The 24,499-nt window shown below is 75.6% G+C and carries 21 protein-coding genes; 12 read left to right on the top strand and 9 right to left on the bottom strand.

Annotated features, from left to right (window positions below):
* Window positions 1-15 precede the first annotated feature (15 nt).
* Window positions 16-966 (bottom strand): sulfotransferase, encoded by a 951-nt coding sequence (locus QSK22_RS20055; RefSeq protein ID WP_285495780.1) that lies wholly within the window; start codon window positions 964-966, stop codon window positions 16-18.
* A gap of 106 nt (window positions 967-1,072) precedes the next feature.
* Between QSK22_RS20055 and QSK22_RS20050 the strand changes: the two genes are divergently transcribed.
* The 5 genes from QSK22_RS20050 to QSK22_RS20030 all read left to right on the top strand — a co-directional run bounded on the left by QSK22_RS20050 (window position 1,073) and on the right by QSK22_RS20030 (window position 6,287).
* On the top strand, window positions 1,073-1,840 hold the full coding sequence (locus tag QSK22_RS20050) for an SIR2 family NAD-dependent protein deacylase (RefSeq protein WP_285495779.1): 768 nt from the start codon (window positions 1,073-1,075) through the stop codon (window positions 1,838-1,840).
* A gap of 121 nt (window positions 1,841-1,961) precedes the next feature.
* Window positions 1,962-3,014 (top strand): S66 peptidase family protein, encoded by a 1,053-nt coding sequence (locus QSK22_RS20045; RefSeq protein ID WP_285495777.1) that lies wholly within the window; start codon window positions 1,962-1,964, stop codon window positions 3,012-3,014.
* Window positions 3,011-3,928, top strand: coding sequence for a hypothetical protein (locus QSK22_RS20040; protein WP_285495776.1), 918 nt, complete (start codon window positions 3,011-3,013; stop codon window positions 3,926-3,928). The genes QSK22_RS20045 and QSK22_RS20040 overlap by 4 nt, the downstream gene beginning before the upstream one ends.
* Before the next feature lie 28 nt (window positions 3,929-3,956).
* On the top strand, window positions 3,957-5,039 hold the full coding sequence (locus QSK22_RS20035) for a CdaR family transcriptional regulator (protein ID WP_285495775.1): 1,083 nt from the start codon (window positions 3,957-3,959) through the stop codon (window positions 5,037-5,039).
* A 120-nt stretch (window positions 5,040-5,159) separates the two neighbouring features.
* Window positions 5,160-6,287 (top strand): glycerate kinase, encoded by a 1,128-nt coding sequence (locus QSK22_RS20030; RefSeq protein WP_285495774.1) that lies wholly within the window; start codon window positions 5,160-5,162, stop codon window positions 6,285-6,287.
* A 17-nt stretch (window positions 6,288-6,304) separates the two neighbouring features.
* On the opposite strand, the gene yczE is transcribed toward QSK22_RS20030, so the two are convergent.
* The gene (gene yczE, locus QSK22_RS20025; RefSeq protein WP_285495773.1) at window positions 6,305-6,952 is read right to left on the bottom strand and encodes a membrane protein YczE; all 648 of its coding nucleotides are present in this window, start codon (window positions 6,950-6,952) and stop codon (window positions 6,305-6,307) included.
* Window positions 6,953-7,049: 97 nt separating this feature from the next.
* Here yczE and yczR point away from each other — a divergent pair, with 97 nt between their 5' ends.
* Window positions 7,050-8,525, top strand: coding sequence for a MocR-like transcription factor YczR (yczR, locus tag QSK22_RS20020; protein ID WP_285495772.1), 1,476 nt, complete (start codon window positions 7,050-7,052; stop codon window positions 8,523-8,525).
* A gap of 70 nt (window positions 8,526-8,595) precedes the next feature.
* On the opposite strand, the gene QSK22_RS20015 is transcribed toward yczR, so the two are convergent.
* From QSK22_RS20015 to QSK22_RS19995, 5 genes are all read right to left on the bottom strand, one after another.
* Entirely contained in the window at window positions 8,596-9,030 is a 435-nt protein-coding gene (locus QSK22_RS20015; protein ID WP_285495771.1) for a CBS domain-containing protein, read from the bottom strand.
* A 176-nt stretch (window positions 9,031-9,206) separates the two neighbouring features.
* Window positions 9,207-10,232 (bottom strand): alpha/beta fold hydrolase, encoded by a 1,026-nt coding sequence (locus QSK22_RS20010; protein ID WP_285495770.1) that lies wholly within the window; start codon window positions 10,230-10,232, stop codon window positions 9,207-9,209.
* Window positions 10,233-10,394: 162 nt separating this feature from the next.
* Window positions 10,395-11,300, bottom strand: a complete 906-nt coding sequence (locus QSK22_RS20005; protein ID WP_285495769.1) for a metal-dependent hydrolase — start codon at window positions 11,298-11,300, stop codon at window positions 10,395-10,397.
* 134 nt (window positions 11,301-11,434) lie between these two features.
* Window positions 11,435-12,247 (bottom strand): formate dehydrogenase accessory sulfurtransferase FdhD, encoded by an 813-nt coding sequence (gene fdhD / locus QSK22_RS20000; RefSeq protein ID WP_285495768.1) that lies wholly within the window; start codon window positions 12,245-12,247, stop codon window positions 11,435-11,437.
* A 38-nt stretch (window positions 12,248-12,285) separates the two neighbouring features.
* Window positions 12,286-12,531 (bottom strand): DUF3099 domain-containing protein, encoded by a 246-nt coding sequence (locus tag QSK22_RS19995; protein ID WP_285495767.1) that lies wholly within the window; start codon window positions 12,529-12,531, stop codon window positions 12,286-12,288.
* A 152-nt stretch (window positions 12,532-12,683) separates the two neighbouring features.
* Here QSK22_RS19995 and selD point away from each other — a divergent pair, with 152 nt between their 5' ends.
* Both selD and QSK22_RS19985 read left to right on the top strand, forming a co-directional pair.
* Window positions 12,684-13,676 (top strand): selenide, water dikinase SelD, encoded by a 993-nt coding sequence (gene selD / locus QSK22_RS19990; protein WP_285495766.1) that lies wholly within the window; start codon window positions 12,684-12,686, stop codon window positions 13,674-13,676.
* Between the two features lie 106 nt (window positions 13,677-13,782).
* Window positions 13,783-15,291, top strand: coding sequence for a peptide MFS transporter (locus QSK22_RS19985; RefSeq protein ID WP_285495765.1), 1,509 nt, complete (start codon window positions 13,783-13,785; stop codon window positions 15,289-15,291).
* 42 nt (window positions 15,292-15,333) lie between these two features.
* Here QSK22_RS19985 and QSK22_RS19980 read toward each other — a convergent pair whose 3' ends face one another.
* Window positions 15,334-17,328: a propionyl-CoA synthetase gene (locus QSK22_RS19980; RefSeq protein ID WP_285495764.1), complete on the bottom strand. Its 1,995-nt coding sequence runs from the start codon at window positions 17,326-17,328 to the stop codon at window positions 15,334-15,336.
* Between the two features lie 153 nt (window positions 17,329-17,481).
* Entirely contained in the window at window positions 17,482-18,906 is a 1,425-nt protein-coding gene (locus QSK22_RS19975) for an MFS transporter (RefSeq protein WP_285495763.1), read from the bottom strand.
* A 108-nt stretch (window positions 18,907-19,014) separates the two neighbouring features.
* Here QSK22_RS19975 and QSK22_RS19970 point away from each other — a divergent pair, with 108 nt between their 5' ends.
* From QSK22_RS19970 to QSK22_RS19955, 4 genes are all read left to right on the top strand, one after another.
* A complete protein-coding gene (locus QSK22_RS19970) occupies window positions 19,015-19,584 on the top strand; it encodes a MarR family winged helix-turn-helix transcriptional regulator (RefSeq protein ID WP_285495761.1) in 570 nt (189 codons plus the stop codon).
* 530 nt (window positions 19,585-20,114) lie between these two features.
* Complete coding sequence (locus tag QSK22_RS19965; RefSeq protein WP_285495760.1) at window positions 20,115-21,926, top strand: SelB domain-containing protein; 1,812 nt, start codon at window positions 20,115-20,117, stop codon at window positions 21,924-21,926.
* Between the two features lie 126 nt (window positions 21,927-22,052).
* The gene (locus QSK22_RS19960) at window positions 22,053-23,246 is read left to right on the top strand and encodes an RtcB family protein (RefSeq protein ID WP_285495759.1); all 1,194 of its coding nucleotides are present in this window, start codon (window positions 22,053-22,055) and stop codon (window positions 23,244-23,246) included.
* 497 nt (window positions 23,247-23,743) lie between these two features.
* Entirely contained in the window at window positions 23,744-24,424 is a 681-nt protein-coding gene (locus tag QSK22_RS19955) for a hypothetical protein (RefSeq protein WP_285495758.1), read from the top strand.
* The last annotated feature ends 75 nt before the right edge of the window (window positions 24,425-24,499 follow it).

The raw sequence follows: 24,499 nt of genomic DNA, 5'->3' as shown, positions 1-24,499 counted from the left end.
CGCCGCCGCGGGGGCTCAGCCCGCGGCGGCGGGCGTGTAGCCGAGGCGCCCCAGCTCGGTGCCCGCCACCCGTTCGACCTGCGTGAGCTGCCGGGGCGTCAGCCGCTCCCGCCAGATGCCCACGCGCCGGTCGTCCGGGACGGAGGAGCCCCGGCGCACCAGCCCGGTCAGCACGCCCGCGGAGATCGAGGCGCCCAGGTACTGCGACACGGCCTCGGCGACCCGGCGGGGCCGCCGCACCAGGTCTTCGAAACGCACCGTCAGCAGCTGCTCCTCGGGCGTCTGCGCCCGCAGGCGGGCGCTCAGCCGCACCGACCCGCGCCAGCGCAGCGCGCACTTGACGGCCGGGGCGGCGCGCGGCCAGCGGGCCCGGTCGGCCGCGTCCTCCACGCCCAAGAACGGGTTGGGGAACACCTCGTCCAGGTTGGCCAGGCCCGGCTTGAACCAGGCCAGGCAGCGCTCGTCGGCGAGCATGTCGGCCACCACGTCCCGCCCGTCCCGGATGACCTGCAGCAGCTGGGCGTCGGGGAAGGCGTCCAGCAGGACGTCCGCGCTGTAGATCAGGTCGGGGGAGGCGTCGGCGAACCGGTCGACGTCGCGCGGCGCCACGCACGGCGCGTCGTCCGCGGCGGGGCCGCCGGCCGGCACCGGCGGCAGCCCGGCCGCCTCGCGGCACATGTCCGGGCACTGCGCGCAGGCGCGCGCGGAGATCTGCCACGCCTCGGCGTAGGCGTCGCGCAGGACCCGGGCGGCGCCCCGGCCCCGGCCGGTGGCGATCGACGGCCGCCGCGCGAACGCGTAGGTGACCCGCAGCACCCCGGGGCGGCCCATGGTCAGATGGAATCCCGCGGACCGCTTCACGGCACGGGCCAGCAGGTCCGCGCCGGAGTGGGGCGAGCCCAGGATGAACACGGGACGGCGGACCTTGGTGCCGTTGACCACGAGGATGTGCGGCGTGGACCTCATACGAGTGTTCAGTTTCTCACCTCGCCGGGACGGGAGCCGACAGGCCGACGCGCTCACAGGGATAATAGGAGCACAAAGAGTGCTTTCCCGGCCTAGCCTTGGAGGAATGGACGCTCCGACCACCCTGCGGGAATGGCTCCCGACGGCCCAGGCGATCACCGTGCTGTCCGGCGCGGGCATCAGCACCGACAGCGGGATCCCCGACTTCCGCGGCCCGCAGGGCGTGTGGACGAAGAACCCCGAGGCGGCGGCGCAGTCCACGATCGGCGCCTACCTGGCCGATCCCGAGGTGCGGCGGCGGGCTTGGCGGTCGCGGCGCGACCATCCGGCCTGGCACGCCGAGCCCAACGCCGCGCACGAGGCGCTGGTGCGGCTGGAGCGGGCGGGCCGGCTGCGCGCCATCGTCACCCAGAACATCGACGGCCTGCACCAGCGCGCCGGGTCGGCGCCCGACCGGGTGATCGAGATCCACGGAACCATGCTCGAGGCCGAGTGCCTGGCGTGCGGGCTGCGCACGCCCATGCCGCAGGTGCTGGCCCGGGTGGAGGCGGGCGAGGACGACCCGCCGTGCCTCGACTGCGGCGGCATCCAGAAGTCGGCCACGATCTCCTTCGGGCAGGCCCTCGACCCCGACGTGCTGGACGCGGCGGTCGACGCGGCCCGCGGCTGCGACCTGTTACTGGCGGTCGGGACGTCGCTGACCGTGCAGCCCGCCGCGGGCCTGTGCCTGGAGGCGGTCGAGCACGGCGCCCGCCTCGTGATCATCAATGCCGAGCCCACCCCCTACGACCCGGTGGCCGACGCGGTGCTGCGCCGCCCCGTCGGCGACACGCTGCCCCGGCTGGTCGATCTGGCGGTCGGGGCGGCCCGGTGACCGCTGCGGCCTGCGGCGCGTCACGCCGGGCACCGAATCGCCGATTCGCAACCGGGCGGCCCTTCCTTTGACGTCCTTCTCCTGACAAGCTCTATCCGTCGCGGTGCGAGGAGGGACGAGGTTGAACAGCGGGGGCACCCGCGAGGGGGCCGCACCGGAGGACGAAGCGCCCCGCAGGTTCACCGGGCTGCGCCCCGGGGACCGGGTGGCCGTGGTGGCGCCGAGCGGGCCGGTCGATCCCGCCCGGCTGGAGCGAGGCTGCGGCGTGCTGCGCGATCTCGGGCTGGAGGTGGTCCTGGGCGGGCACGTCCTGGACCGCACCGACCTCGCCGGCGGCGCCGCCCGCGACGGCTGGCACCGCCTGGCGGGCACCGACGCCGACCGCGCCGCCGACCTGCAGGCCGCCTGGTGCGACCCGGACATCCGCGCGGTGCTGTGCGCCCGCGGCGGCTACGGCGCCACCCGCCTGCTCGACCTGCTCGACTGGGACGCGCTCGCCGCCGCGTCGGCCACCGACCGCGGCCCCAAGCTGCTGCACGGCTCCAGCGACATCACCGCCCTGCACGCGGCGTTCGGCGCGCGGCTGGGCGTCAGCACCTCCTTCGGCCCCATGGTGGCCGGGCTGGTCGCCGACCTCGCGGGCCCGCTCGACGCCGACCGGCGGCGCACGCTGGCGCACCTGCGGTCGGCCCTGTTCGGCGACCCGGCCGGCACGACGGTCACCGGCAGTCACGCGCTGAGCCCCGGGCGTGCCCAAGGCGTGCTGACGGGCGGTACGCTGGCTTTGCTCACCGCGCTGATCGGCACCTCCCACGCCCCGCCGCCGGCGGCCGGCCGCATCGTCCTGCTGGAGGACGTGTGCGAGGCGCCCTACCGCGTCGACCGGATGCTCACGCAGCTGCTCCAGGCCGGGTGGTTCGACGGTGCGGCGGGCGTGGTGCTGGGCTCGTGGACCGACTGCGGCGACCCGGCCGAGCTCGACGCGGTGTTCACCGACCGGCTGGCCCCCCTGGGCGTCCCGGTGCTGGCCGGGGTGCCCGCCGGGCACGGGCCGTGCCAGGTCACCCTGGAGCTCGGCGCCCCCGTACGGCTGGACGCCGCGGCGCTGACCCTGAGCGTCCCGGCCGGACGCCGCGCAAGTGACAGCCGACCCCTCCCGGGAGGAGTGCGATGAGCGGCCGGCATGCCCGTCCCGGCGCGTGGGACGACGGTCGCCGGGACGGCCGGTGGGACCACGGCGCCCTGGACTCGCTGCTGGTGCTGGTGGCCGAGAGCCTCGGCTACTCCTGCCGCCGCGTCCCCGGGGACGTCATGCTGCTGGAGGGCCGCAACCGGCTGCACGTCAGCATGCGCAACCTGCGGCAGCTGGCCCGGCTGGTGCCGCGCGACGACTGGCCCGCGCTGGTGTCCGACCACGTCACCACGATCGTCACCGCCGTCGAGGAGCCGCTGGACCTCAGCGATTTCGACCTGGCCCAGCACCTGCTGCGCACCCGCATCTACCCGGCCGAGGCCGACAACGGGGTGCTGGCCTCGCGCCCGTTCGCGCCCGGGCTGATCGAGGTGGTGGTCGTCGACACCCCCACCACGGTCCGCACCGTCACCACCGAAGAGATGCACGGCTGGCCGGTGTCGGGGGACGCGCTGTTCATGCTCGGCCGCTCCAACGTGCGCGCCGACGGGCCGCTGCAGGTCGACGAGGACGAGCTGCGCGGCGTGCGGGTGTCGGTGCTGCACGGCTGGACGTTCTACGCCGCCACCCACCTGGCGTGGCTGGAGGAGTACCTGCCGATCGGCCCGTACGGCGCGCTGGTGGTGGCGCCCCACCGCAGCCAGATCGTCGCGCACCCGCTGCTTCCCTGGGCCGGCTCCCCGCGCGCCCGCTACCGGGCCGCCGTCGACGCCGCCCGCGAGCTGCAGGCGCACGCCCACCGCGCCTACGAGGACGGCCCCGGCTCGCTCAGCCCGCACCTGTACTGGTGGCGGATGGGCGAGCTGACGCTGCTGGACGTGCGCTACCACGGCGACTCGGTGGTGCTGCCAAGGGAGTTCACCTCGGTGCTGACCAAGCTGGCCGCCGAGTCGTGAGCCGCGCTCCCGCGGCTATCGTGGCCGTGTGATCAGCGCGGAGGACGCCCGGGCCATCGTGGCCGAGATCACCCGCCGGCTGGGCCGCAACGTCAACATCATGGACCGGCACGGCGTGATCATCGCCAGCGGCGACCCGGCCCGCGTCGGCGAGGTGCACGAGGGCGCCCGGCGGGTGCTGGAGACCGGCGAGCCGTTCGCGGTGACCGGGGCGCAGGCCCGGCGGCTCGGCGGCACCCGGGCGGGGGTGAATCTGCCGATCCGCGCCGCCCGGGACGGCGGCGCCGGCGGCGGCACCGAGGTCGCCGGGGTGGTCGGGGTGTCCGGCGAGCCCCGCGAGGTCGGCGAGCTGGCCGCCGCGGTGGTGCTGATGACCGAGCTGATGATCACGCAGCGGGCGCTGCGCGAGGAGACCGGCTGGCGGCGGCGCGTCCGCGAGCAGATCCTCGCCGACCTTCTGGCCGGGCGGCCTGCGGCGGCGGAGTGGCGCCGCCGGCTGCGCCTGGTGGACGCCCGCCCCGGCCCGCCGTCGCGGGTGTTCGCGCTGCGCGCCGCCGACCCGGCCGCGACCCGCGACCTGGACCGCAGGCTCGGCGCCGACGAGCGGCGCGTGCTGGCCGCCGTCGACGCCGACGGCGTGCTGTGGGCGGTGGCGGCCGCCGGCGCGGCGGCCGCGCTGCGGCCCCGGCTGGAGGCCCTGCGGGCGGAGCTGCCCGGCGGGGCCCTGCTGGACGCGGGCGACGCCGCCGACCTGGCCGCGCTCACCGACGTGCTCACCCGGGCCCGGCTGGCGCTGCGCCGCCCCTGGACGGGCCGGCGGCGGCTGGAGGAGCTGGAGCTGCCCGTCCTGCTGGCCCGCGTGGACGAGGCGGAGCGCGCCGCGATGGCCGGGCGGGTCCTCGGCGCGCTGCCCGATGAGCTGCGCCGCACCCTGCGCGCCTACCTCGACCACGACCGCGACGCCGCCGCGGCCGCCCGCGCGCTGAACGTCCACCGCAACACCCTGGCCTACCGGCTGGCCCGGATCGCCGACCTCACCGGCCGCGACCCCCGCCGCTTCACCGACGCCGCCACCCTGCACGTCGCCCTGGAGGCCGCCGAGACCGGCTAACCCGTTGTGCACTCTGCACAGTTTTCCGGGAGACGCGGCGGCGATCCTTTGTCGGAGCGCCCAATGCCCGACGCGGGCGGGTCCCGTATGGTTCGGTGCCCGGAAGAAGGGAGCCCAGCGTTGCGGATCGTCATCGCGCCCGACTCGTTCAAAGGCAGCCTGAGCGCCGCCCAGGTGTGCGCCGCCGTGGCGGAGGGGGTGCGGCGAGCGGCGCCCGGCGCCGAGACCGTCGCGGTGCCGATGGCCGACGGCGGCGAGGGCACCCTGGACTGCTTCCTACGCGGCGCCGGCTGGCAGGAGGTCCGGCTGACCGCCCACGACCCGCTGGGACGCCCCGTCGCGGCCCGGTACGCGCTGTCGCGGGACGGACGCGCCGCCGTCGTCGAGCTGGCCTCGGCGTCCGGGCTGCCGCTGCTGGACCCCGGCGAGCTGGACCCGCTGCGCGCCGACACCCGCGGCACCGGCGAGCTGGTCGCCGACGCGGTGCGGCGCGGCGCCCGCGACGTGCTGGTGTGCATCGGCGGCAGCGCCGGCACCGACGGCGGCACCGGGCTGCTGCGCGCGCTCGGCGTGCGCTTCACCGACGCCGCCGGCGCCGAGCTGCCGCCCGGGGGCGCGGCGCTGGCCCGGCTCGCCGCGATCGACGACTCGGGGCTGGCCGAAGGGGTGCGCGAGACGCGCTTCCGCGTCGCCTGCGACGTGACCAACCCCCTGGTGGGCCCGCGCGGCGCGGCGGCGGTGTTCGGGCCGCAGAAGGGCGCCACGCCCGAGCAGGTCGCCGAGCTGGACGCGGCGCTGGTGCGGTTCGCCGACGTGCTGGCCGAGCGCACCGGGCGGCGCGTGCACGACCTGCCGGGCGCCGGGGCGGCGGGCGGCACCTGCGGCGGCCTGGTCGGCGTGCTGGACGCCGCACCCGCCCAAGGCGCCGAGCTGGTGGCCGACCTGATGGGCCTGCCCGCGGCGCTCGACACCGCCGACCTGGTGATCACGGGGGAGGGGCGGCTGGACGACCAGAGCGCGGGCGGCAAGGTCGTCTCCGTCGTGGCGGACCTGGCGCGCGAGCGCGGCGTGCCGGCGGTGGCGCTGGCCGGGAGCGTGGCCGGGCCGCTGGACGACCTGCACGCGCTCGGCCTGACCGCCGCGTTCAGCCTGGCCGACGGCCCGCGCACGCTGGCCGAGCTGACCGAGGGGGCGGCCGGCCTGCTCGCGACCGTGGCCGAGCAGGTCGTCCGCCTGTTCCTCACCTGACCCGGCCGTCCCCGGGGTCAGTTCGACGCGGGTTCCGGCTCGGGCTCGGTGCGCTCCGCGGCGGGAGGCACGGTGTCCCGCACGGGCTCCTTGATCTGCAGGAGGGGGATGAACACGTGCGCCAGGGGGCCGATCGCCACGGCGTACAGCAGGGTGCCGACACCGACCGTGCCGCCGAGCAGCCAGCCCGCCGCCAGCACGCTCAGCTCGATGGAGGTGCGCACGACGCGGACCGAGTGGCCGCGGGCCGCCAGCCCCGTCATCAGCCCGTCGCGCGGCCCCGGACCCAGCCCGGCGCCGATGTAGCAGCCGGTGGCGAACCCGCTGACCGCGATGCCCGCGACCAGGAACGCCCAGCGGGCCGCGGCGGCGTCCGGGTCCGGCAGCAGGTACAGGAACAGGTCGGCGAAGACCCCGACGAGCAGCGCGTTGCTGACCGTGCCGATCCCCGGCCGCTGCCGCAGCGGGATCCAGGCCAGCATCACCAACGCCCCGATGATGACGATCCACGCGCCGATCGACAGCCCGAACCGGCGCGCCATGCCCTGGTGGAACACGTCCCACGGGTCGTTGCCGAGCCCGGACGACACCTGCAGGGCGATGCCCAGACCGTAAAGGGCCAATCCCGCATACAGCTGGACCAGACGGCGTGCCATCAGGGCCATTCGTGCCTACTCTCCCACCTCGATATATGGACAACGTCCAATATTTTGGGCGGCAATGGTCTGGCCGACATAGGGCCAATCATGCGAAAGTGGACCCATGTCCTCCCGGTATGTGAGCGGTCCGCAGCTGGCCCGGCTGCTCGGCGACGTCCCGCAGGAGCGCCCCTACTACCTTGCGCTGGCGCGGGCGGTGCGCGGCCTGATCCTGGACGGGCGGCTGGCGCTGCGCACGCGCCTGCCCGCCGAACGCGACCTGGCCGCCGCCCTCGGCGTCAGCCGCACCACCGTGACCGCCGCCTACGACCGGCTCCGCGCCGACGGCTACATGGAGAGCCGGCAGGGCTCCGGAAGCTGGACGGCGCTGCCCGCGACGAACATGGCCGCCGTCGCCCCTGCCCGGCGCGGCGGCGCCGAGGGCGACCCGCGGTTCGGCATGGCCGCGGCCCCCACCGGCCCCGGGTTCATCGACCTGGGCTGCGCCACCCCCGCCGCACCCGAGATCTTCGGCGAGGCCGTCGAAGCCGCCGTGGCCGAACTGCCCCGGCACACCGCCGAACCCGGATACCAGCCCGCCGGGCTGCCCGAGCTGCGCGAGGTGATCGCCGACGGCTACACCGCGCGCGGGCTGCCCACCCGCGCGGACCAGATCGTCGTCACCACCGGCGCGCAGCACGCCCTGACGCTGCTGACCCAGCTGGTGGTGCAGGCCGGCGACCCGGTGCTGGTGGAGCGGCCCACCTACCCGCACGCGCTGGGCGCGCTGCGCCGCCGCGGCGCCCGGCTGGTGCCGGTCGGCGTCGCCGACGGCTGGGACGTCGAACTGATCGCCGCCACCATGCGGCAGACGGCCGTGCGCACCGTCTACACCGTCCCCGAGTTCCACAACCCGACCGGCCTGCTGATGCCCGCGTCCGCCCGGGAGGCGCTGGTGGAGGCCGCCCGCCGCGCCGACGCCGTGCTCATCGCCGACGAGACGTTCGCGGGCCTGGCGCACGACCTGGCCGCCCCGGTGCCGCCGCCGCTGGCCGTGTTCGACACCGGCGGCCGGGTGGTGAGCGTCGGGTCGGCGTCCAAGCTGCTGTGGGGCGGGCTGCGCATCGGCTGGATCCGGGCGTCCGCGCCGCTGGCGCGCAGGGTGACGCTGTCGCGCGAGGCCACCGACATCGCCAGCCCGGTGCTCGAGCAGCTGATCGTGCGGGAGCTGCTGCTGCGGCGGGAGGAGGTACGGGCCGAACGCGCGGCGTCGCTGCTGCGCGGCCGCGACGCGCTGGCCGCCGCGCTGCGCGAGCGGCTGCCCGGCTGGACCTTCACCCTGCCCGAGGGCGGCATGTCGCTGTGGCCGCGGCTGGAGGCGCCGGTCGCCACGCAGATCGCCGACGCGGCGCTGCTGCTCGGCGTGCGGGTGGTGCCCGGCCCGGTGTTCGGCGAGGACGGCGTGCTGGAGGACCGGCTGCGCCTGCCGTACGTCCTGCCGCCCGAGACGCTGCGCGCCGCGGTGGACCGGCTGGCGCAGGCGCAGGCGCAGGTCGACGCGGCCCCCGCCGTCCGCCCGTCCCTGCCCACCTACGTGTGACGCCTCGGGCTGTCACACGCGGCTGGACGTCGCGCGCGGGCGGGGGGACGTGCGCGTCGAGGGGCGCGCGTCAGGGCGCGCGCTGGATGTAGCCGACGAGGTACTCGCGTTCGCTCTCCAGCTCGTCGATGCTGCTTTTGACCACGTCGCCGATGCTGACGATCCCGGCCAGCCGCCCGCCGTCCACGACGGGCAGGTGCCGGATGCGGTGCTCGGTCATCGTGCGCCGCAGCTCGTCCACGTCGGCGTCGGGCGTGCAGGTGCGCACCTCCGCGGTCATGATCTCGCGGACGGGGCGGCCGAGCAGCGCGGCGCCGTGCTCGTGCAGGCGGCGCACCACGTCCCGCTCGGAGACGATCCCGGCGATCGCCGTGCCGTCCGGCGAGACCACCGCCGCGCCGATGTTGTGCTGGGCCAGGGTGGCCAGCAGGTCCCGGACCGCGGCCTCGGGTCGCACCGTGGTCACCGCGTCGCCTTTCCTACGCAGGATGTCGCGGATTCGCATGTCACACACTCCGGCGCCGGTAGGGCCCACCTGCCGAGGGGGGCGTCGGCCTGATGTCGTGTTCACAAGTTCGCATGTCCGGGGCCGCCGGAAAACCCCGCGCGGGTAAACCCTGCCGACTCAGGGCCGACTCACGGCCGGCTCAGGGCCGACTCAGTCCGTGCCGATGTGCTCGCTCAGCCCGCGCCGATGTGCTCGGCGATCCACTCGGCGACCACGTCGGGGCGGCTGCGCGGCACCCAGTGCCCGGCGTCGACCGTCCGCAGCGACAGGTCGGGCGCGCGCCCGGCCAGGCCCGCCACCAGATGCGGGGAGACGAACAGGTCGCGGGTGGGCACGATCACCTGCGTCGGCACGTCCGTGCGCCGCTCGCGCGGCCTGCGCAGGCGCCGGCGCATGTCGGCGCGGTACAGCCGGACGCCGGCGGCGCCGTCGCGCGGCAGCGTCCGGGCCGGGTGCCCGGGGCGCAGCGGCACGCCCTCGCCCGCCTCCAGGGCGCGGGCGAACACGCGGGCCGCCCCGGCGCGCCACAGCACCTCGGGCAGCAGCGGCGTCTGGAACAGGTAGATGTACCAGGACCGCAGTGCCTGCCCGGCCGCCTGCCGCAGGTTGCGCGGGGTCGGGCGCCGCAGCCTGCGGCGCATCCAGTGCGCCACGTGGTCCAGGCACGGGCCGGAGATCGAGGTGAACGAGGCGAACCGCTGCGGGAGGGTGCACACCGCCTCCCACCCCTGGATGGACCCCCAGTCGTGCCCGACCAGGTGCACCTTCTTCTCCGGCGCGGTGGCGTCCAGCACGGCCTCCAGGTCGGCCACCAGGTAGTCCAGGGTGTACCGCATGCGCCCGCGCGGCCGTGACGAGGCGCCCGCGCCGCGCACGTCGTAGCGCACCACGTGGAAGCGGTCGGCGAGGCGCTCGGCCACCTCGTCCCACACCGCGTGGGTGTCGGGGTAGCCGTGCATGAGCAGCACGGTCGGACGGGACGGGTCGCCCTGCTCGTACACGGCCAGGTCGACGCCGTCGCCGCGCACGCGCCGCCGCCTCTTGGCCGCGCGCCTCGCCGCGGCCTTCGCCCCGCCGGAGCCGGCCCCGGCCGCGCCGGCCTGCGCCGGGGAGGCCTCCGCCGGATCGGACTGCGCCTGATCGGGCTGCGCCATGGCAGGCTGCACCGGGGCGGCGGGGCTGATCTCGTTCACCGTCATGCGGACGCCTTTCCGTCGGCGCGCCGGCGCGCCTGCGGCGGGTCGGGGGGTCGGACCGGCGTCCGCCCACCGGCGGACGCCAAGTCGAAAATGTACGGCATGCCGCCGCGCGGAGGGAGATTCTCCGCCGGGGAAGCGGTCCGGGCGCCGCCGCCACGGGGGTCAGGACGGGGCCTGGCCCGCCGCCTGCGCGGCGGGGGAGCGCTTCAGGTACTCCAGGGCCCGCGGCGTCGAGCAGATCTGCGAGGGGTGGTGCGACGGCCGCAGGTACACCGGCGCCTCCCCGATCAGCAGCCGGAAGATGCCGGGCACGTGGCCCCTGCGGACCGACCGCCGGTAGGCGCGGTAGAGGCGCGGCAGCGTCACCGGGCCGCGCACGGTCGGGTCCCGCCGGAGCAGGTAGAGCGCCCCGCCGATCAGCGCCCAGTACAGAAACAGCAGCGACACCGCCCAGGCCGCGACGCGCATCGGGTAGCGCCCGCCCATCGCCCGGTACACGTCGAACACCACCGAGCGGTGCTCGACCTCCTCGGCGCCGTGCCAGCGCAGCAGGTCCAGCATGGTCGGGTCGGCGCCGTCGGCGTCCAGCCGCCGGTTGTCCATGATCCACTGGCCGAGCACGGCGGTGTAGTGCTCGATCGCGGCGACCGCGGCGAGCTCGAAGCGCAGCCGCCGCCGCCACGCCCGGGGCGAGCGCTTCTTCAGCTCGGCCATCCGCGCGGGCCGCTCGGCGTTGCCGCGCGCCGCCTGCTCGGTGATCGGGCTGACATCGATGCCGTTGGCCGCCAGCACCCGGTCCAGCACGCCCTGGTGGGAGCGGGCGTGCACCATCTCCTGGCCGATGAACCCTTTGATCTCCGCCAGCAGCCGCTCGTCGCTGATGTGCGGGCGCGCGTCCTTGACGCACTGGATGAACCACTTCTCGCCCTCGGGCAGGACGATGTGGAAGGAGTTGATGATGTGCGTGGCCACCGGGTCGCCGGGGATCCAGTGCAGCGGGGTGTCCGACCAGTCGAACGACACCCGGCGCGGCTTGATCACAGGATGCCGCTCATCGACGTCCGTCATCGCTCTCTCCTCGGGCACGACCGAAGCCGGTTCGGCGGTCCCAGAAGTGAATCGTGCGCCGGGTGCGGGGTCTTCACAGCGAGGCCACAAAACCGGGCCCACAGTTGGCACCCGGGTGACAGAAACGTCGTGAGTCAGGAGGTGACGCGGTGGGCGCCGGTGTAGACGTTCATGGTCTGGCCGCGCAGGAACCCGACGAGGGTCATGCCGGCGTCCTCGGCCAGGTCCACCGCGAGCGACGACGGCGCCGACACCGCCGCCAGCACCGGGATCCCGGCCTGCGCCGCCTTCTGGGTGAGCTCGAAGGAGGCCCGGCCGCTGACCATCAGGATCCGGCCGGTCAGCGGCAGCAGGCCCGCCCGCAGCGCCCAGCCGACGACCTTGTCGACGGCGTTGTGCCGGCCCACGTCCTCGCGCACGGCCAGCGGCTCGCCGGCCGCGTCGAACAGCGCGGCCGCGTGCAGGCCGCCGGTGCGGTCGAACACCCGCTGCGCCTCCCGCAGCCGCTCGGGCAGCCGCGCCAGCACCTCGGGCGTCAGCTCGACGGGGTCGGCGGCGATGTCGTAGGGGCGGTCCACGCGCAGCGCCTCGATGCTGGACTTGCCGCACACGCCGCAGGCGCTGGTGGTGGCGAACGCGCGGGTCATGCCCGGGGCGGGCGGGGGCACGTGGTCCGCCAGCACCACGTCCAGGGTGTTCTGCTCGGCGGTGTCCGCGCAGTAGCGCAGCGCCACCAGGTCGTCGGCGCGCGCGATGACGCCCTCGGCGACCAGGAACCCGGCGACCAGGTCGAAGTCGTCGCCGGGGGTGCGCATGGTGATGGTGAGCGGTCGCCCGGCGACGCGGATCTCCAGGGGTTCCTCGACGGCGAGGGTGTCGGGGCGCCGTCCCCGCACCCCCGCGGTGCTCAGCCGCAGGACCGGTTTGCGCACGGTGATCCGCCCCATAGCCGCGACCGTACCCCGCGAGGCGGCGTCGCGCGAGATCAACCCCCCGGACGGCCGCCGCCCCGGCCCTGCGGACGGTCGGCGCAGTGGCCCTCGCCGCGCTCGTCCCCGCGGTCGATGCCCCGGTTGGCCACGACCGCGGCGAACGGCGGGATGACCATCGCGACCAGCGACATCGCCACCGCCGCCGCGGGGGAGTAGCGCCGGACCACGGCCCAGGCGAGCACGAACAGCGTCAGGCAGGTGCCCATCATCAGGCCGTACGCCAGCCTGCGGCGTCTCATGCCTTCACGGTAAACCTTGGTGGGTTTCGCGAGCCTCATCCGGGTTTCATGACCAGTGAGGCATTGGTTAGGCATTTGTGAGGGGTGTCGGTAACCGCCCCCATACGCTCAGTTTGCTTGATCATTTCGCGTGTTGTCGGTTAAATCCCGCTGTGACCTCCCCCGCTGTGCGCCTGACCCAGTACGCCCACGGTGGCGGCGGCGCGGGCAAACTGCCGCCCGGCGAGCTGGAAGGACTGATCTCCGGGCTGACCGGGCCGGCCGGCGACGGCTCCCTGCTGCTCGGCGCCGCCGAGGGCGACGACGCGGCCGTGCTGCGGCTCGACGGCACCCGCGCGGTGGTGTCCACCGTGGACGTGCTGCCGCCCGTCGTGGACGACCCCTACGACTGGGGCCGGATCGCCGCCGCCAACGCGCTGTCGGACGTGTACGCCGTGGGCGGCGAGCCCGTCATGGCGCTCAACCTGCTCGGCTGGCCGCGCGACGTGCTGCCCGCGGACGTGGCGCGGGAGGTGCTGCGCGGCGGCCGCGACGTCGCCGCACGCGCGGGCTGCCCCGTCGCCGGCGGGCACAGCGTCGACGACCCCGAGCCCAAGTACGGTCTGGCGGTGACCGGCACCGCGGACCCCGGCCGGCTGCTGCGGCTGGCCGACGGGCGGCCCGGCCTGCCGCTGTCGCTGACCAAGGCGATCGGCACCGGCGCGCTCACCGCCCGGCACCGCGCCACCGGCGAGGCGTTCCCGCACGCCGTGGAGTCGATGGCCGCCCTGAACGACGAGGCCGCCCGGCTCGCGCTGGCCGCGGGCGTGCGCTGCGCCACCGACGTCACCGGCTTCGGGCTGCTCGGCCATCTGTACAAGCTCGCCCGGGCCAGCGGCGTCACCGCCGTGGTCGACGCCGCCGCCGTGCCCGTCCTGGACGGGGCGCGCGAGTCCGTCCGCGACGGGTTCGTGCCCGGCGGCACCCGCCGCAACCTGGCGTGGGTGTCCCCGCACACCGACTTCGGCCGCCTCGCCGAGGAGCGCCGGCTGCTGCTGGCCGACGCGCAGACCTCCGGCGGCCTGCTGATCGCCGGCGAGATCCCCGGCGCGGTCGTCATCGGCGAGCTCGTCGAGCGCCGCGCCCACACCCTCGTCGTCCGCTGACCCCGTCGTGCGCTGACCCCGCCGCCCGCCCGTTCGGCCGCTGATCACGCGGGTAGAAACGCGTTCCGGTACGTGTACGCGCCACGGCGGAACTCGGGGGGAGCGCATGGCGACGACTCTGGCGCGCGCGCCGTCCGGGCGCACGTTCTTCGGGCACCCCTGGGGGCTGGCCACGCTCTTCTTCACCGAGATGTGGGAGCGGTTCAGCTTCTACGGGATGCGCGGGATCCTTGTGCTGTTCCTGATCGCCCCGCCGGCCCAGTCGGGCATGGGCCTGGCCGAGGGTACCGCCAAGGCGCTGCTGGGCGTGTACATGGCGATGGTCTACTTCGCCGCCCTGCCCGGCGGCTGGGTGGCCGACCGGATCCTCGGCGCGCGCCGCACCGTGCTGGCGGGCTGCACGGTCATCATGTGCGGGCACGTGGCGATGGCGGTGCCGGCCGGGCCAGGACCGGTCTACCTGGGCCTGGCACTGATCATCCTGGGGTCGGGGCTGCTCAAGCCCAACATCTCCACGATGGTCGGCCGCCTGTACGCCCAGGAGGACGACGCGCGCCGCGACTCGGCGTTCTCCCTGTTCTACCTGGGCGTCAACATCGGCGCGCTGGCCCCGTTCGTCGTCGGCTACCTCGGCGAGAACGTCGACTGGCACCTGGGGTTCGGCGCCGCGGCCGCGGGAATGGCGCTCGGCCTCACCCAGTACGTGCTCGGTGCCCGGCACCTGCGCGGCGTCGGCGACCAGCCCGGGCACCGGCTGACCCCGGACGAGCGCCGCAGGCTCGTGCGGGCGGCGGCCGCCGTGCTCGCCGCGGCGGTGCCCGCCGCGGCCGTCGCCGCCGTGCTGCTCGGCGGCATCACGGTCGACGACGTCACCGTGGCGCTGACCGCGCCGGCCGTGGCCGTCCCGGTGGTCTACTTCGCCTACCTGTTCCGCAGCCGCGAGGTGACCGCCGAGGAGCGGACGCGGCTGCGCGCCTACGTGTGGCTGTTCGCGGCCGCCGCGCTGTTCTGGATGATCTACGACCAGGCGGCCGGGCCGCTCAACATCTTCGCCGCCCGCAGCGTCGACCTGACCGTGTTCGGCTGGCGGATGCCCGCGAGCTGGACGCAGAACATCAACCCCATCATGATCATCTGCCTGTCCGGGTTCTTCGCCTGGCTGTGGCTGCGGCTGGGCGACCGGGTGAGCATCCCGCAGAAGTTCGCCTTCGGGCTGGTGATGTGCGGGCTGTCGTTCGCGGTGATGGCCGTGGCCGCGCACGCGGCGGCCGGCGGCGCCCGGGTGTCGCTGCTGTGGCTGGTCGCCGTCTACCTGCTGCAGACCGTGGGGGAGCTGGCGCTGTCGCCGGTCGGGCTGTCGGTCACCGTCAAGCTGGCGCCCCGCGCGTTCGTCGGTCAGCTGCTGGGCGTGTGGTTCCTGGCGGTGGCGTGCGGCGACGCGCTCGGCGGGCAGGTCGCCCGGCTGCAGGACGTGTGGGGCGGGGTGCGGTACTTCCTGCTGCTGGGTGCGGTGACCGTCGCGGCGGGCGCGGCGATGTTCGCCTTCGCCCGGACGCTGAACCGTCTGGCGGGCCAGGGCGGCGGCCGCGAGCCCAGCACCGCCGCCGTCCCCTGACCGGCGGCCGCGCCCTACCACGGCGCCCTACGACGCGGCGCCCTACGACGCGGGGCCCTGCGACGCGGGGCCCTGCGACGCGGGGCCCTGCGACGCGGGGCCCTGCGACGCGGGGCCCTGCGACGCGGGGCCCTGCGACGCGGCGTCCTGCGACGCGGGGCCCGGCCGCAGCACGCCGCGCAGCTCGTCCAGCACCGCCGGGTCCTCGATCGTCGACGGCACCGCGACCTCCCGGCCGTCGGCGATCCCGCGCATCGCGGCGCGCAGGATCTTGCCCGAGCGGGTCTTGGGCAGCGCCCGCACCACCGCGACCTCCTTCAGCGCCGCGACGGGGCCGACCTGCTCGCGCACCATCCGCACCAGTTCGTCGCGCAGCACCTCGGGCTCGGCGTCCGCGCCGCTCGCCAGCACCACCAGCGCGCGCGGCACCTGCCCCTTCACCGCGTCCTGGACGCCGATGACCGCGCACTCGGCCACCGCCGGATGCGCGGCGATCACCTCCTCCATCGCGCCCGTCGACAGCCGGTGCCCGGCCACGTTGATGACGTCGTCGGTGCGGCCCATCACCCACACGTAGCCGTCCTCGTCGATGTGGCCGCCGTCGCCGGTGAGGTAGTGGCCGGGGTGGCGGGTCAGGTACGACTCGACGAACCGCGCGTCGTCCTGCCACAGCGTCGGCAGCGTGCCCGGCGGCAGCGGCAGCCGCACCACGATGTCGCCGTCCACGCCGGGCGGGGCGGGGGTGCCGTCGGCCGCCAGCACCCGCACGTCGTACCCGGGGACGGGCACCGACGGCGACCCCGGCTTGACCGGCAGGGGCTCCAGGCCCCGCGGGTTCGCCGCCATCGGCCACCCGGTCTCGGTCTGCCACCAGTGGTCGATCACGGGGCGGCGCAGCAGGTCGGCCGCCCACCGGTAGGTGTCGGGGTCCAGCCGCTCGCCCGCCAGGAACAGCGCCTCCAGGCGCGACAGGTCGTAGGAGGCGAGCAGTTCGCCGCGCGGGTCCTCCTTCTTCACCGCCCGGATCGCGGTCGGCGCGGTGAACAGCACCTTGACCCGGTGCTGCGACGCCACCCGCCAGAACGCGCCCGCGTCCGGCGTGCCGACCGGCTTGCCCTCGTACAGGACGGTCGTGCATCCGGTCAGCAGCGGCGCGTACACGATGTAGGAGTGCCCGACGACCCAGCCGACGTCCGAGGCCGCCCAGAACACGTCGCCGGGCCCCACGCCGTAGATGTTCTCCATCGACCAGCGCAGCGCGACCGCGTGCCCGCCGTTGTCGCGGACCACGCCCTTGGGACGGCCCGTCGTGCCGGAGGTGTAGAGGATGTACAGCGGGTCGGTGGAGGCCACCGGGACGCACTCGGCCGGTTCGGCCTGCGCGACCGCCTCGTCCCACTCCACGTCGCGCGGGCGCACCAGGTCGGCGTGCAGCTGCGGGCGCTGCCGGATCACGCAGCGCTCGACCTTGTGCGCGGCCAGCTCGAGGGCCTCGTCCAGCAGCGGTTTGTACGCCACCACGCGGCTGCCCTCGATGCCGCACGACGCCGACACCACGGCCTTGGGCCGGGCGTGGTCGATGCGCGCCGCCAGCTCGCGGGCGGCGAACCCGCCGAACACCACCGAGTGCACCGCGCCCAGCCGGGCGCACGCCAGCATGGCGATCACCGCCTCGGGGATCATCGGCAGGTAGATCACCACCCGGTCGCCGCGGTCGACGCCCTGCGCGCGCAGCGCCCCGGCGAACCGCGCCACCAGGTCGGTCAGCTCCCGGTAGGTGTAGCTGCGCACGGTTCCGGTGACGGGGCTGTCGTAGATGAGGGCGGCCTGGTCGCCGCGGCCCTCCTCCACATGCAGGTCCAGGGCGTTGTCGCAGGTGTTGAGCTCGCCCCCGGTGAACCACCGGTAGAACGGCGGCGCCCCGTCGTCCAGCACCCGGTCCGGCGGGACCAGCCAGCGGATGTCGCGCGCCGCCAGCCCCCAGAACCGGGTCGGGTCGGTGATGCTGCGTTCGTACGCGGCCGCGTAGGCGCCCATGTCGTCCTCCGGGTCGGGTCCCCCGCCCCAATCGCACTTCGGGGCGCACCTTTATAGGGCATGCCCGCGGCGCCGTTCGTCAAGTCCCGCAGGGGTGTTTCACCGTCCGGCCACCGGGCCCGCACCCGGCCGGGCCGCGGCCGAGACCCGCGGTCATCCGTGGCGCAGGCCGTGCCCCGCCGCCACGACCGCCGCCAGCAGGCCACCCGCGGCCACGATGGCGAAGCACAGCTGGTACGCCCCCTGCGACGGCACGGACGTGCCCGCGATGGTGTGCGCGCTGAGCACGGCGGCGGTGACGGCGCCCGCGACGCTGCCGCCCGTCGTGCGCACCAGCGAGTTGATGCCGCTGGCGATGCCGCTCTGGTCCATCGGCACGTGCCGCACCGCCAGCGTGCCCAGCGCCGCGTAGGCGATGCCGAACCCGACGCCCTGGATGGTGCTGAACGCCAGCATGTCGTAGGCGTGGGAGACGGACACCGCCAGCCACAGGTAGCTGACGGCCACGAACGCCGACCCGAGGGCCAGGGTGTAGGCGGGCCCGATGCGGGCGGCTATGCGCCCCGACAGCATCGACATCACCAGCATGGTGACGGTGTTGGGCAGCATGTACAGGCCCACGTCCAGCACCGAGCCGTCCAGCCCGTAGCCGACCTCGTCCCGGCGCGCCTGCACCAGGCCCGCGATGAGGGTGAACGTGGCGAACATCGAGAAGCCCAGCAGCGCCGAGGCCAGGTTCGCCGACAGCGACTTCGGGCCGACCAGCAGCGCCAGGCGCACCAGCGGCTCGCGCACCCGCAGCTCGACCGCCACCCACGCCGCGCACAGCACGGCGGCGCCGCCGAACAGCGCCAGCACGCCCGCCGACGTCCAGCCCCACCGGTTGCCCTCGCTGACGCCCAGCAGCAGGCACAGCAGGCACGCCGCCAGCACGGCGGCGCCGGGGATGTCGGGGCGGCCGCCCACGCGGGCGCCGTTGTCGGGCGCGCACAGGCGCACCAGCGCCAGCCCGGCGGCGGCCAGGCCCGCGGCCACCCAGAAGATCGGCCGGTGCCCCTCGGTCCGGTCCGCGATCAGCCCTGTGACGATCATGCCGGCGGTGCCGCCCACGCCCATGGTGGCGCTGACCACGCCGATCGCGGTGGTGATCCGCTCGGCCGGGAAGGTGTCCCGGATCATGCCGATGGCCAGCGGGATCAGCGCCGCCGAGGTGCCCTGCAGGGTGCGCCCGGCGACCAGCACGCCGAGCGAGCCGGACAGCGCGCACACCACCGACCCGGCCAGCAGCAGCCCCATCGCCAGCATGATCATGCGCTTCTTGCCGTACATGTCGCCGAGCCGCGACAGCACCGGCGTGGCCACCGCGCCGGCCAGCAGGGACGCGGTGAACACCCACGTCACAGCGCTGACCGAGGCGTCGAACAGGCGCATCAGCTGGGGCAGCACGGGGATGACCAGGGTCTGCTGCACCGACACCACCAGTCCCGCGGCGGCCAGCGCCAGCAGCGCCGGGCCGGTGCGCGGCGCCGCGGGGGCGCGTTCGGTCAGTTCGGCGGGTGGCGTGGCGACGCCGGGCATGCAGCGACCTCCTGGGCCCGTGCCGGGCCGGGTTCGGGGAGAAGATGGACAAATCCGATATTGTACTTAGTTTCTGAAATTAAGTAATTGCACTGTAAGGTGGATCACATGTCTCCCCCGAAGCAGGCCGAACCCGCCGGCGCCGTGCCCGCAGACGCCGCAACCAGCGGCGACGCGCCCGGCGGAGCCCCGTCCGGCGCCGTGCCCGACGACATCGTGGAGATCGAGCGGGCGCTGAGCCGGGTGGCGCACATGCTCACGCGGCACCGCCTGCACGACCGGACGGTCGCCGCCGCCGGGGTGCCGGTGGACCGCGCCGCCGTACCGCTGCTGCGGCTGCTGGCCGACACCGGTGGACCGATGCGGCCCGGCGAGCTGGCCGCCCGCCTGGCCGTCGAAGCCCCGCACGTCTCCCGCCTCGTGCGGCGCCTGGAGGAGGCCGGCTACGTCGAGCGGGTGCTCGACGCCCGCGACCGGCGCGCCCAGCCGGTGCGGCTGCGCGCCGAGGGACGCGACGCGGTCGAGTGCCTGCGGGCGGTGGGCCGCCGCTGGATGCACGAGGCGCTCGCCTCGTGGTCGGAGGAGGAGCGCCGGCGGCTCGCCGAACTCGTCAACCGCATGGTCGACGACTTCCTCGCCCACCCGGGCGGACGCGACCACCCCGCGCCCGGCTGCTGACCTGCCGATGCGGACCGGGCAATGCCGGTCGGTCGACGCTGACCGGTCGATGCCGGTCGGTCGATACCGTATCGCGCGCAGAGCGGGTCACGGGCGGTTTTCCTGACACCTTTCCGGGCGCCGCCTTCCTCCCGCCGTTCTGCCCGCATTGTTCGGACGCGTGTCCGGGGGATGTGTTCGGTTCGCCCCCTTCCGGGCGTTCCGCCGATTTCCGGGCGCGGTTCCCGGAAGGGGGGCTCACCTCCCGTTCTGCGGCTCCCGCCCCGCCATGCTCCGCTCTGATGCCGCGCATCCGGAACAGTAATTGTGATCTCATACTGTGAACCCGTTCGGCTTTCGCGACGGCCCCCGGCGTCCATAGGGTTGCTCAACGTGGACCCCCGGCCAAATGTCCCTCGTATCCCCATCCTCCGCGTCCGCGGTCATCGCGGCCGGCTGCTCCGCGAACGGCCCGCCGGCCGGCCCGTCCCCGGCCGCCGGTGCGCCCGCCCGCGGCGCGCCGCGGCTCCCGGCCCCCGGAAAGGGAGCTGATGCAGGTCGTCGCGACCGCCGGGCACGCCGGCCACGGCAAGTCCACGCTCGTGCGCGCCCTGGCCGGGCTGCCGCCGGCCGGGCAGGACGACCCGGCCGACCCCGACCCCGGCGCAGACGCCGGCGACGGCGACCGGGCCGGGCGGGAAGGGCGCCGCGGCGTCCCGTCCCCGGCGCTGGAGTTCGCCCTGACGACGCTGCCGTCGGGCCGCCGGATGGCGTTCGTGGACGTCCCCGGGCACGAGCGGGCCGTCGCCACCATGCTCGCGGGCGCGGGCCCCGTCCCGGCGGTGCTGCTCGCGGTGGCGGCCGACGAGGGGTGGATGCCCCAGTCGGAGGAGCACCTGGCCGCCGTCGACGCCCTCGGCGTGCGCAACGGCGTGCTGGTGGTGACCCGCTCCGACCGCGCCGACCCCCGGCTGGCGCTGCGCCAGGCGCGCGAACGGCTCGCCCGCACCGGCCTGCGGGGCGCCGAGAGCGTCGCCGTCAGCGCCCGCACCGGCGCGGGCATCGAGGAGCTGGCCGCGGCACTGGACCGCCTGGCCGGGCGGCTGCCCGAACCCGACCCGGCGGCGCCGGTCCGGCTGTGGGCCGACCGCGTCGGGCGCGGCCTGGGCGGCGGCGCCCTCGTCCACGGCACGCTGGCCGCCGGCACCATCGCCGCGGGCGACGAGCTGCTGCTCATGCCCGCCGGGGCACGGGTGCGGGTGCGGTCCGTCGAGGCGGGCGGGGAGCCGTGCACGCGGGCGCACGGCGTGGCACGCGTGGCGGTGGAGCTGGACGGCGTCGCCCCCGCCCGGGTCGCACGCGGCACGGCCCTGGTCACCCCCCGCCGGTGGACCGCCACCGGCTGCGTCGACGTGCGCACCGGGTTCGGCGAGGCGTCGGGGCGGCTGGCCCGGCGCATGACCTTGCACATCGGCGCGGCGGCCGTGCCCGTGGCGCTGCGGCCGCTGGGCCCCGACACCGCCCGCCTGACCCTCAACGCGCGGCTGCCGCTGCACGTCGGCGACGTCGCCGTGCTGCGCGACCCGGCGCGCCGCGCCGTCGCCCGGGTGAGCGTGCTGGACGTGCGGCCCCCGACGCTGGTGCGGCGCGGCGACACCTCCGCCCGCGCCCGGGAGCTGGCGTCCTGGCCGGACCGCCCCGACGGCGAGGTGATGCTGCGCCGCCACGGCGTGCTGCACGCCGCGGAACTGGCCGCAATGGGCTGCGCGCCGCCCGCCGACGCCGTGCGGGTCGGCGAGTGGCTCGCCGACCCCGGCCACTGGGAGGCGCTGTACCACCGCCTGGCGGGCCTGGTCGCCGAGCGCGCCGCGTCCCGGCCGCTGGCGCCGGGCCTGCCGCTGGAGCGCGCCCGGCTGCGGCTCGGCCTGCCCTCCTGCCGCCTGGTCGAGGCCCTGGTGCGGCCCCCGCTGCGCCTGGCCGGCGGCCGGGTGCACGGCCCCGACCAGGGCCCGCCGCCGCACGTCGTCGTCGCGGTGGGGCGGCTGCGCGAGGAGCTGCGGTCCGCGCCGTTCTGCGCGCCCCTCCCCGAACGGCTGGCCGAACTCGGCCTGACCCCGCCGGTGCTGGACGCCGCCGAGCAGGCGGGCGCGATCCTGCGGCTGGGCGGCGACGTCGTCCTGCCGTCCGGGGCCGACCGGGAGGCGCTGCGGATCCTCGGCGCGCTGCCGCAGCCGTTCAGCGTCGGCCGGGCCGCGCAGGCCCTGGGCACCGACCGCCGCGTGGCCGTGGCCTTGCTGGAGCACCTGGACGGCCAGGGCCTCACCCAGCGCGTCGCCGACGGCCGCCGCGTCCCCGGCCGGTGATCTTTCCCGGTCGGCCCGGCGGATCCGCAGAAAGAATTGCGCAGAAAATCGTTTGAACCGGCGCTTTGCGGTCTGGCGTCATAGATCACGGTTCGGTTCGCCGTCGATCGTGGAGAGGAGCAGGTGATGCCGTACCAGACGCTCAAGGGCGGCCGCGTTCCGATCCGCATCTGGACGGACCCGGCCACCGTCGAGGACGTCGCCCTCGACCAGCTGCGCAACGTGTCCGCCCTGCCGTGGGTGGAGGGCGTGGCGGTCATGCCCGACGTGCACTACGGCAAGGGCGCGACCGTCGGCTCGGTCATCGCGATGCGCAACGCGGTGTCCCCGGCCGCGGTCGGCGTGGACATCGGCTGCGGCATGACCGCGGTGAAGTCGTCCCTGACCGTCGAGGACCTGCCCGACGACCTCGGGCGGCTGCGCTCGCGCCTGGAGAAGGCGATCCCGGTCGGCCACCACGCGCACAAGACGCCGGTGGACCCGTCGGCACTGCCCGGGCTGAAGGAACGCGGCTGGTACGACTTCTGGAAGGGCTTCGAGGAGCTGCACCCGGCGGTGCGCGGCCGGCTCGGCCGGGCCCGCGGCCAGATGGGCACCCTCGGGTCGGGCAACCACTTCCTGGAGGTGTGCGCCGACGACGGCGGCGCGGTGTGGATCGTGCTGCACTCCGGTTCCCGCAACATCGGCAAGGAGCTGGCCGAGCACCACATCGAGGCCGCCCGCAAGCTGCCGCACAACCAGGACCTGCCCGACCGGGACCTGGCGGTGTTCCTCGCCGGCACCCGCAAGATGGAGGAGTACCGGCGCGACCTGTTCTGGGCGCAGGAGTACGCGCGCCGCAACCGCGCCGTCATGCTCGCCCTGGCGCAGGACGTGATGACCCGCACCTTCGGCGAGCAGCGCTGCCGCTGGGGCGAGATGATCTCCTGCCACCACAACTACGTGGCCGAGGAGGTCTACGACGGGGTGGAGCTGCTGGTCACCCGCAAGGGCGCGATCCGCGCCGGCAAGGGCGACCTGGGCATCATCCCCGGGTCGATGGCCACCGGCACCTACATCGTGCGCGGCCTGGGCAACCCTGCGGCCTTCAACTCCGCCTCGCACGGCGCCGGACGCAGGATGAGCCGCAACAAGGCCCGCAAGACGTTCACCGTCGACGACCTGGTGGCGCAGACGCAGGGCGTGGAGTGCCGCAAGGACGGCGGCGTCCTCGACGAGATCCCCGCCGCCTACAAGGACCTGGAGTCGGTGATCGAAGCGCAGTCCGACCTGGTGGAGGTGGTCGCGCACCTGCGGCAGCTCGTCTGCGTCAAGGGCTGAGGTGGCGGACGTGGCGCGGGGCGGGCGGCGGACCGTGCTGCACTGCGCGGCCTGCGGCGCCCGCCTCACCGCGCCCGTCCTGCGCGTCCCCCTGCCCGACCACGGCACCGACCCCCGCCACGGCGAGATCCCGCTGGGCATGGCGCCCGGCACCTATGCCGTGGACGATGCCCCCGACCGCCGCGGCACGCTCATCTTCGCGCCCGGGGACGTCCACAACACGCGCCTGGTGATCGAGAAGGTGCGGGACGATCCGCCGGACCACGGGTGCCAGGGCATCGGGTCCCGGCCCAACCTGGCGTGCGCGTCGTGCGGCGCCGAGGTCGGCACCAGGATCGACGACTGCGCGGTGTGGCAGGAGACGCGGCTGGTGCCCGCCGCCGTGCGGCTCTGCGAGGTCGAGACCCGCGAGGCCGACGACCCCTACCCCCTGGGATCCGGCGGCCGACGAGATCCTGGGCGGCGCGCCGCGGCGGCCCGACGGACGATGGGACTGGGTGTGGTTCGGGCGGCTCGCCGCGGGCACCGCCGGCGTGCCGGCGCGCTCGGGCGGCGGCCCGCTCCTGCTGGCCGAGGACGCCGCCGGACCCGTCCGGCAGCTCCTGGAGGTCGCGCTGCGCGGCACCGGCCACGCCGCCGCCGTGCACCGGCTGCCGACGCTGCGCGGCTGCACCGCCGCCGAGTGGCGGCTCGCCGCGGCGGCCGCCGGGCTGACCCCGGCCGCGCTGGCGGGGCCGCCGCGGCGGCCGGTGGCGGTCTGCGACCTGGTGGGCCCGGGCCGCTCCTTCACCGCCGCGACGGGCGAGCTCGGCCGGTGGTGCGCCGAGGAAGGCGTCCGCCTCGGCGAGGTGCGGGTGCTCGGCCTGGTCCCGCTGGCCAGGACCGACCCCGCGCCGTGGCCGTGGCGCGACCGGCGCGTGCCCTGGACGCGCGCCGCCTCCTCCGCCCTCACGCTGACCGCGGTGCCGCTCGACAAGCGGGTGTGGGACTGGCTCGCCCGCGGGCGGCCCGTCGAGTACGTCTACGCCTACGGCCGCCTGGACGGCCGCTGGGACATCGCGCGGTCGCTGAGGCGGCGGGGCCGGGCGGACGAGCCGTGGCTGAGCGCGCTGATCGACGTGCTAGATGTGCTGTTCGGGGACGTTGGTGACAGGCGACACGCCGTGGGTGGTTGTTGAACGACAGGAGGGCCTTCTGGTTTCGGTGTGGATTGCGACGACATCTGCACCGACGTCCAGGAGGCCCTCGTGTCC

Origin of the sequence: Actinomadura sp. NBRC 104425 (assembly GCF_030269545.1) — a bacterium.
GTDB lineage: Bacteria > Actinomycetota > Actinomycetes > Streptosporangiales > Streptosporangiaceae > Spirillospora > Spirillospora keratinilytica.
This window is presented reverse-complemented; position numbering and strand designations above follow the sequence as displayed.

What these genes read in the sequence shown, in the direction of transcription:
- QSK22_RS20015 (WP_285495771.1), bottom strand. Translation starts at nt 9,030, where the DNA reads ATGCGAATCCGCGACATCCTGCGTAGGAAAGGCGACGCGGTGACCACG.
- fdhD (WP_285495768.1), bottom strand. Translation starts at nt 12,247, where the DNA reads ATGGGGCGGATCACCGTGCGCAAACCGGTCCTGCGGCTGAGCACCGCG.
- QSK22_RS20010 (WP_285495770.1), bottom strand. Translation starts at nt 10,232, where the DNA reads ATGACGGTGAACGAGATCAGCCCCGCCGCCCCGGTGCAGCCTGCCATG.
- yczE (WP_285495773.1), bottom strand. Translation starts at nt 6,952, where the DNA reads ATGGCCCTGATGGCACGCCGTCTGGTCCAGCTGTATGCGGGATTGGCC.
- QSK22_RS20040 (WP_285495776.1), top strand. Translation starts at nt 3,011, where the DNA reads ATGAGCGGCCGGCATGCCCGTCCCGGCGCGTGGGACGACGGTCGCCGG.
- QSK22_RS19985 (WP_285495765.1), top strand. Translation starts at nt 13,783, where the DNA reads ATGGCGACGACTCTGGCGCGCGCGCCGTCCGGGCGCACGTTCTTCGGG.
- QSK22_RS20005 (WP_285495769.1), bottom strand. Translation starts at nt 11,300, where the DNA reads ATGACGGACGTCGATGAGCGGCATCCTGTGATCAAGCCGCGCCGGGTG.
- QSK22_RS19975 (WP_285495763.1), bottom strand. Translation starts at nt 18,906, where the DNA reads ATGCCCGGCGTCGCCACGCCACCCGCCGAACTGACCGAACGCGCCCCC.
- QSK22_RS19995 (WP_285495767.1), bottom strand. Translation starts at nt 12,531, where the DNA reads ATGAGACGCCGCAGGCTGGCGTACGGCCTGATGATGGGCACCTGCCTG.
- QSK22_RS19960 (WP_285495759.1), top strand. Translation starts at nt 22,053, where the DNA reads ATGCCGTACCAGACGCTCAAGGGCGGCCGCGTTCCGATCCGCATCTGG.
- QSK22_RS20050 (WP_285495779.1), top strand. Translation starts at nt 1,073, where the DNA reads ATGGACGCTCCGACCACCCTGCGGGAATGGCTCCCGACGGCCCAGGCG.
- yczR (WP_285495772.1), top strand. Translation starts at nt 7,050, where the DNA reads ATGTCCTCCCGGTATGTGAGCGGTCCGCAGCTGGCCCGGCTGCTCGGC.
- QSK22_RS19970 (WP_285495761.1), top strand. Translation starts at nt 19,015, where the DNA reads ATGTCTCCCCCGAAGCAGGCCGAACCCGCCGGCGCCGTGCCCGCAGAC.
- QSK22_RS19980 (WP_285495764.1), bottom strand. Translation starts at nt 17,328, where the DNA reads ATGGGCGCCTACGCGGCCGCGTACGAACGCAGCATCACCGACCCGACC.
- QSK22_RS19965 (WP_285495760.1), top strand. Translation starts at nt 20,115, where the DNA reads ATGCAGGTCGTCGCGACCGCCGGGCACGCCGGCCACGGCAAGTCCACG.
- QSK22_RS20055 (WP_285495780.1), bottom strand. Translation starts at nt 966, where the DNA reads ATGAGGTCCACGCCGCACATCCTCGTGGTCAACGGCACCAAGGTCCGC.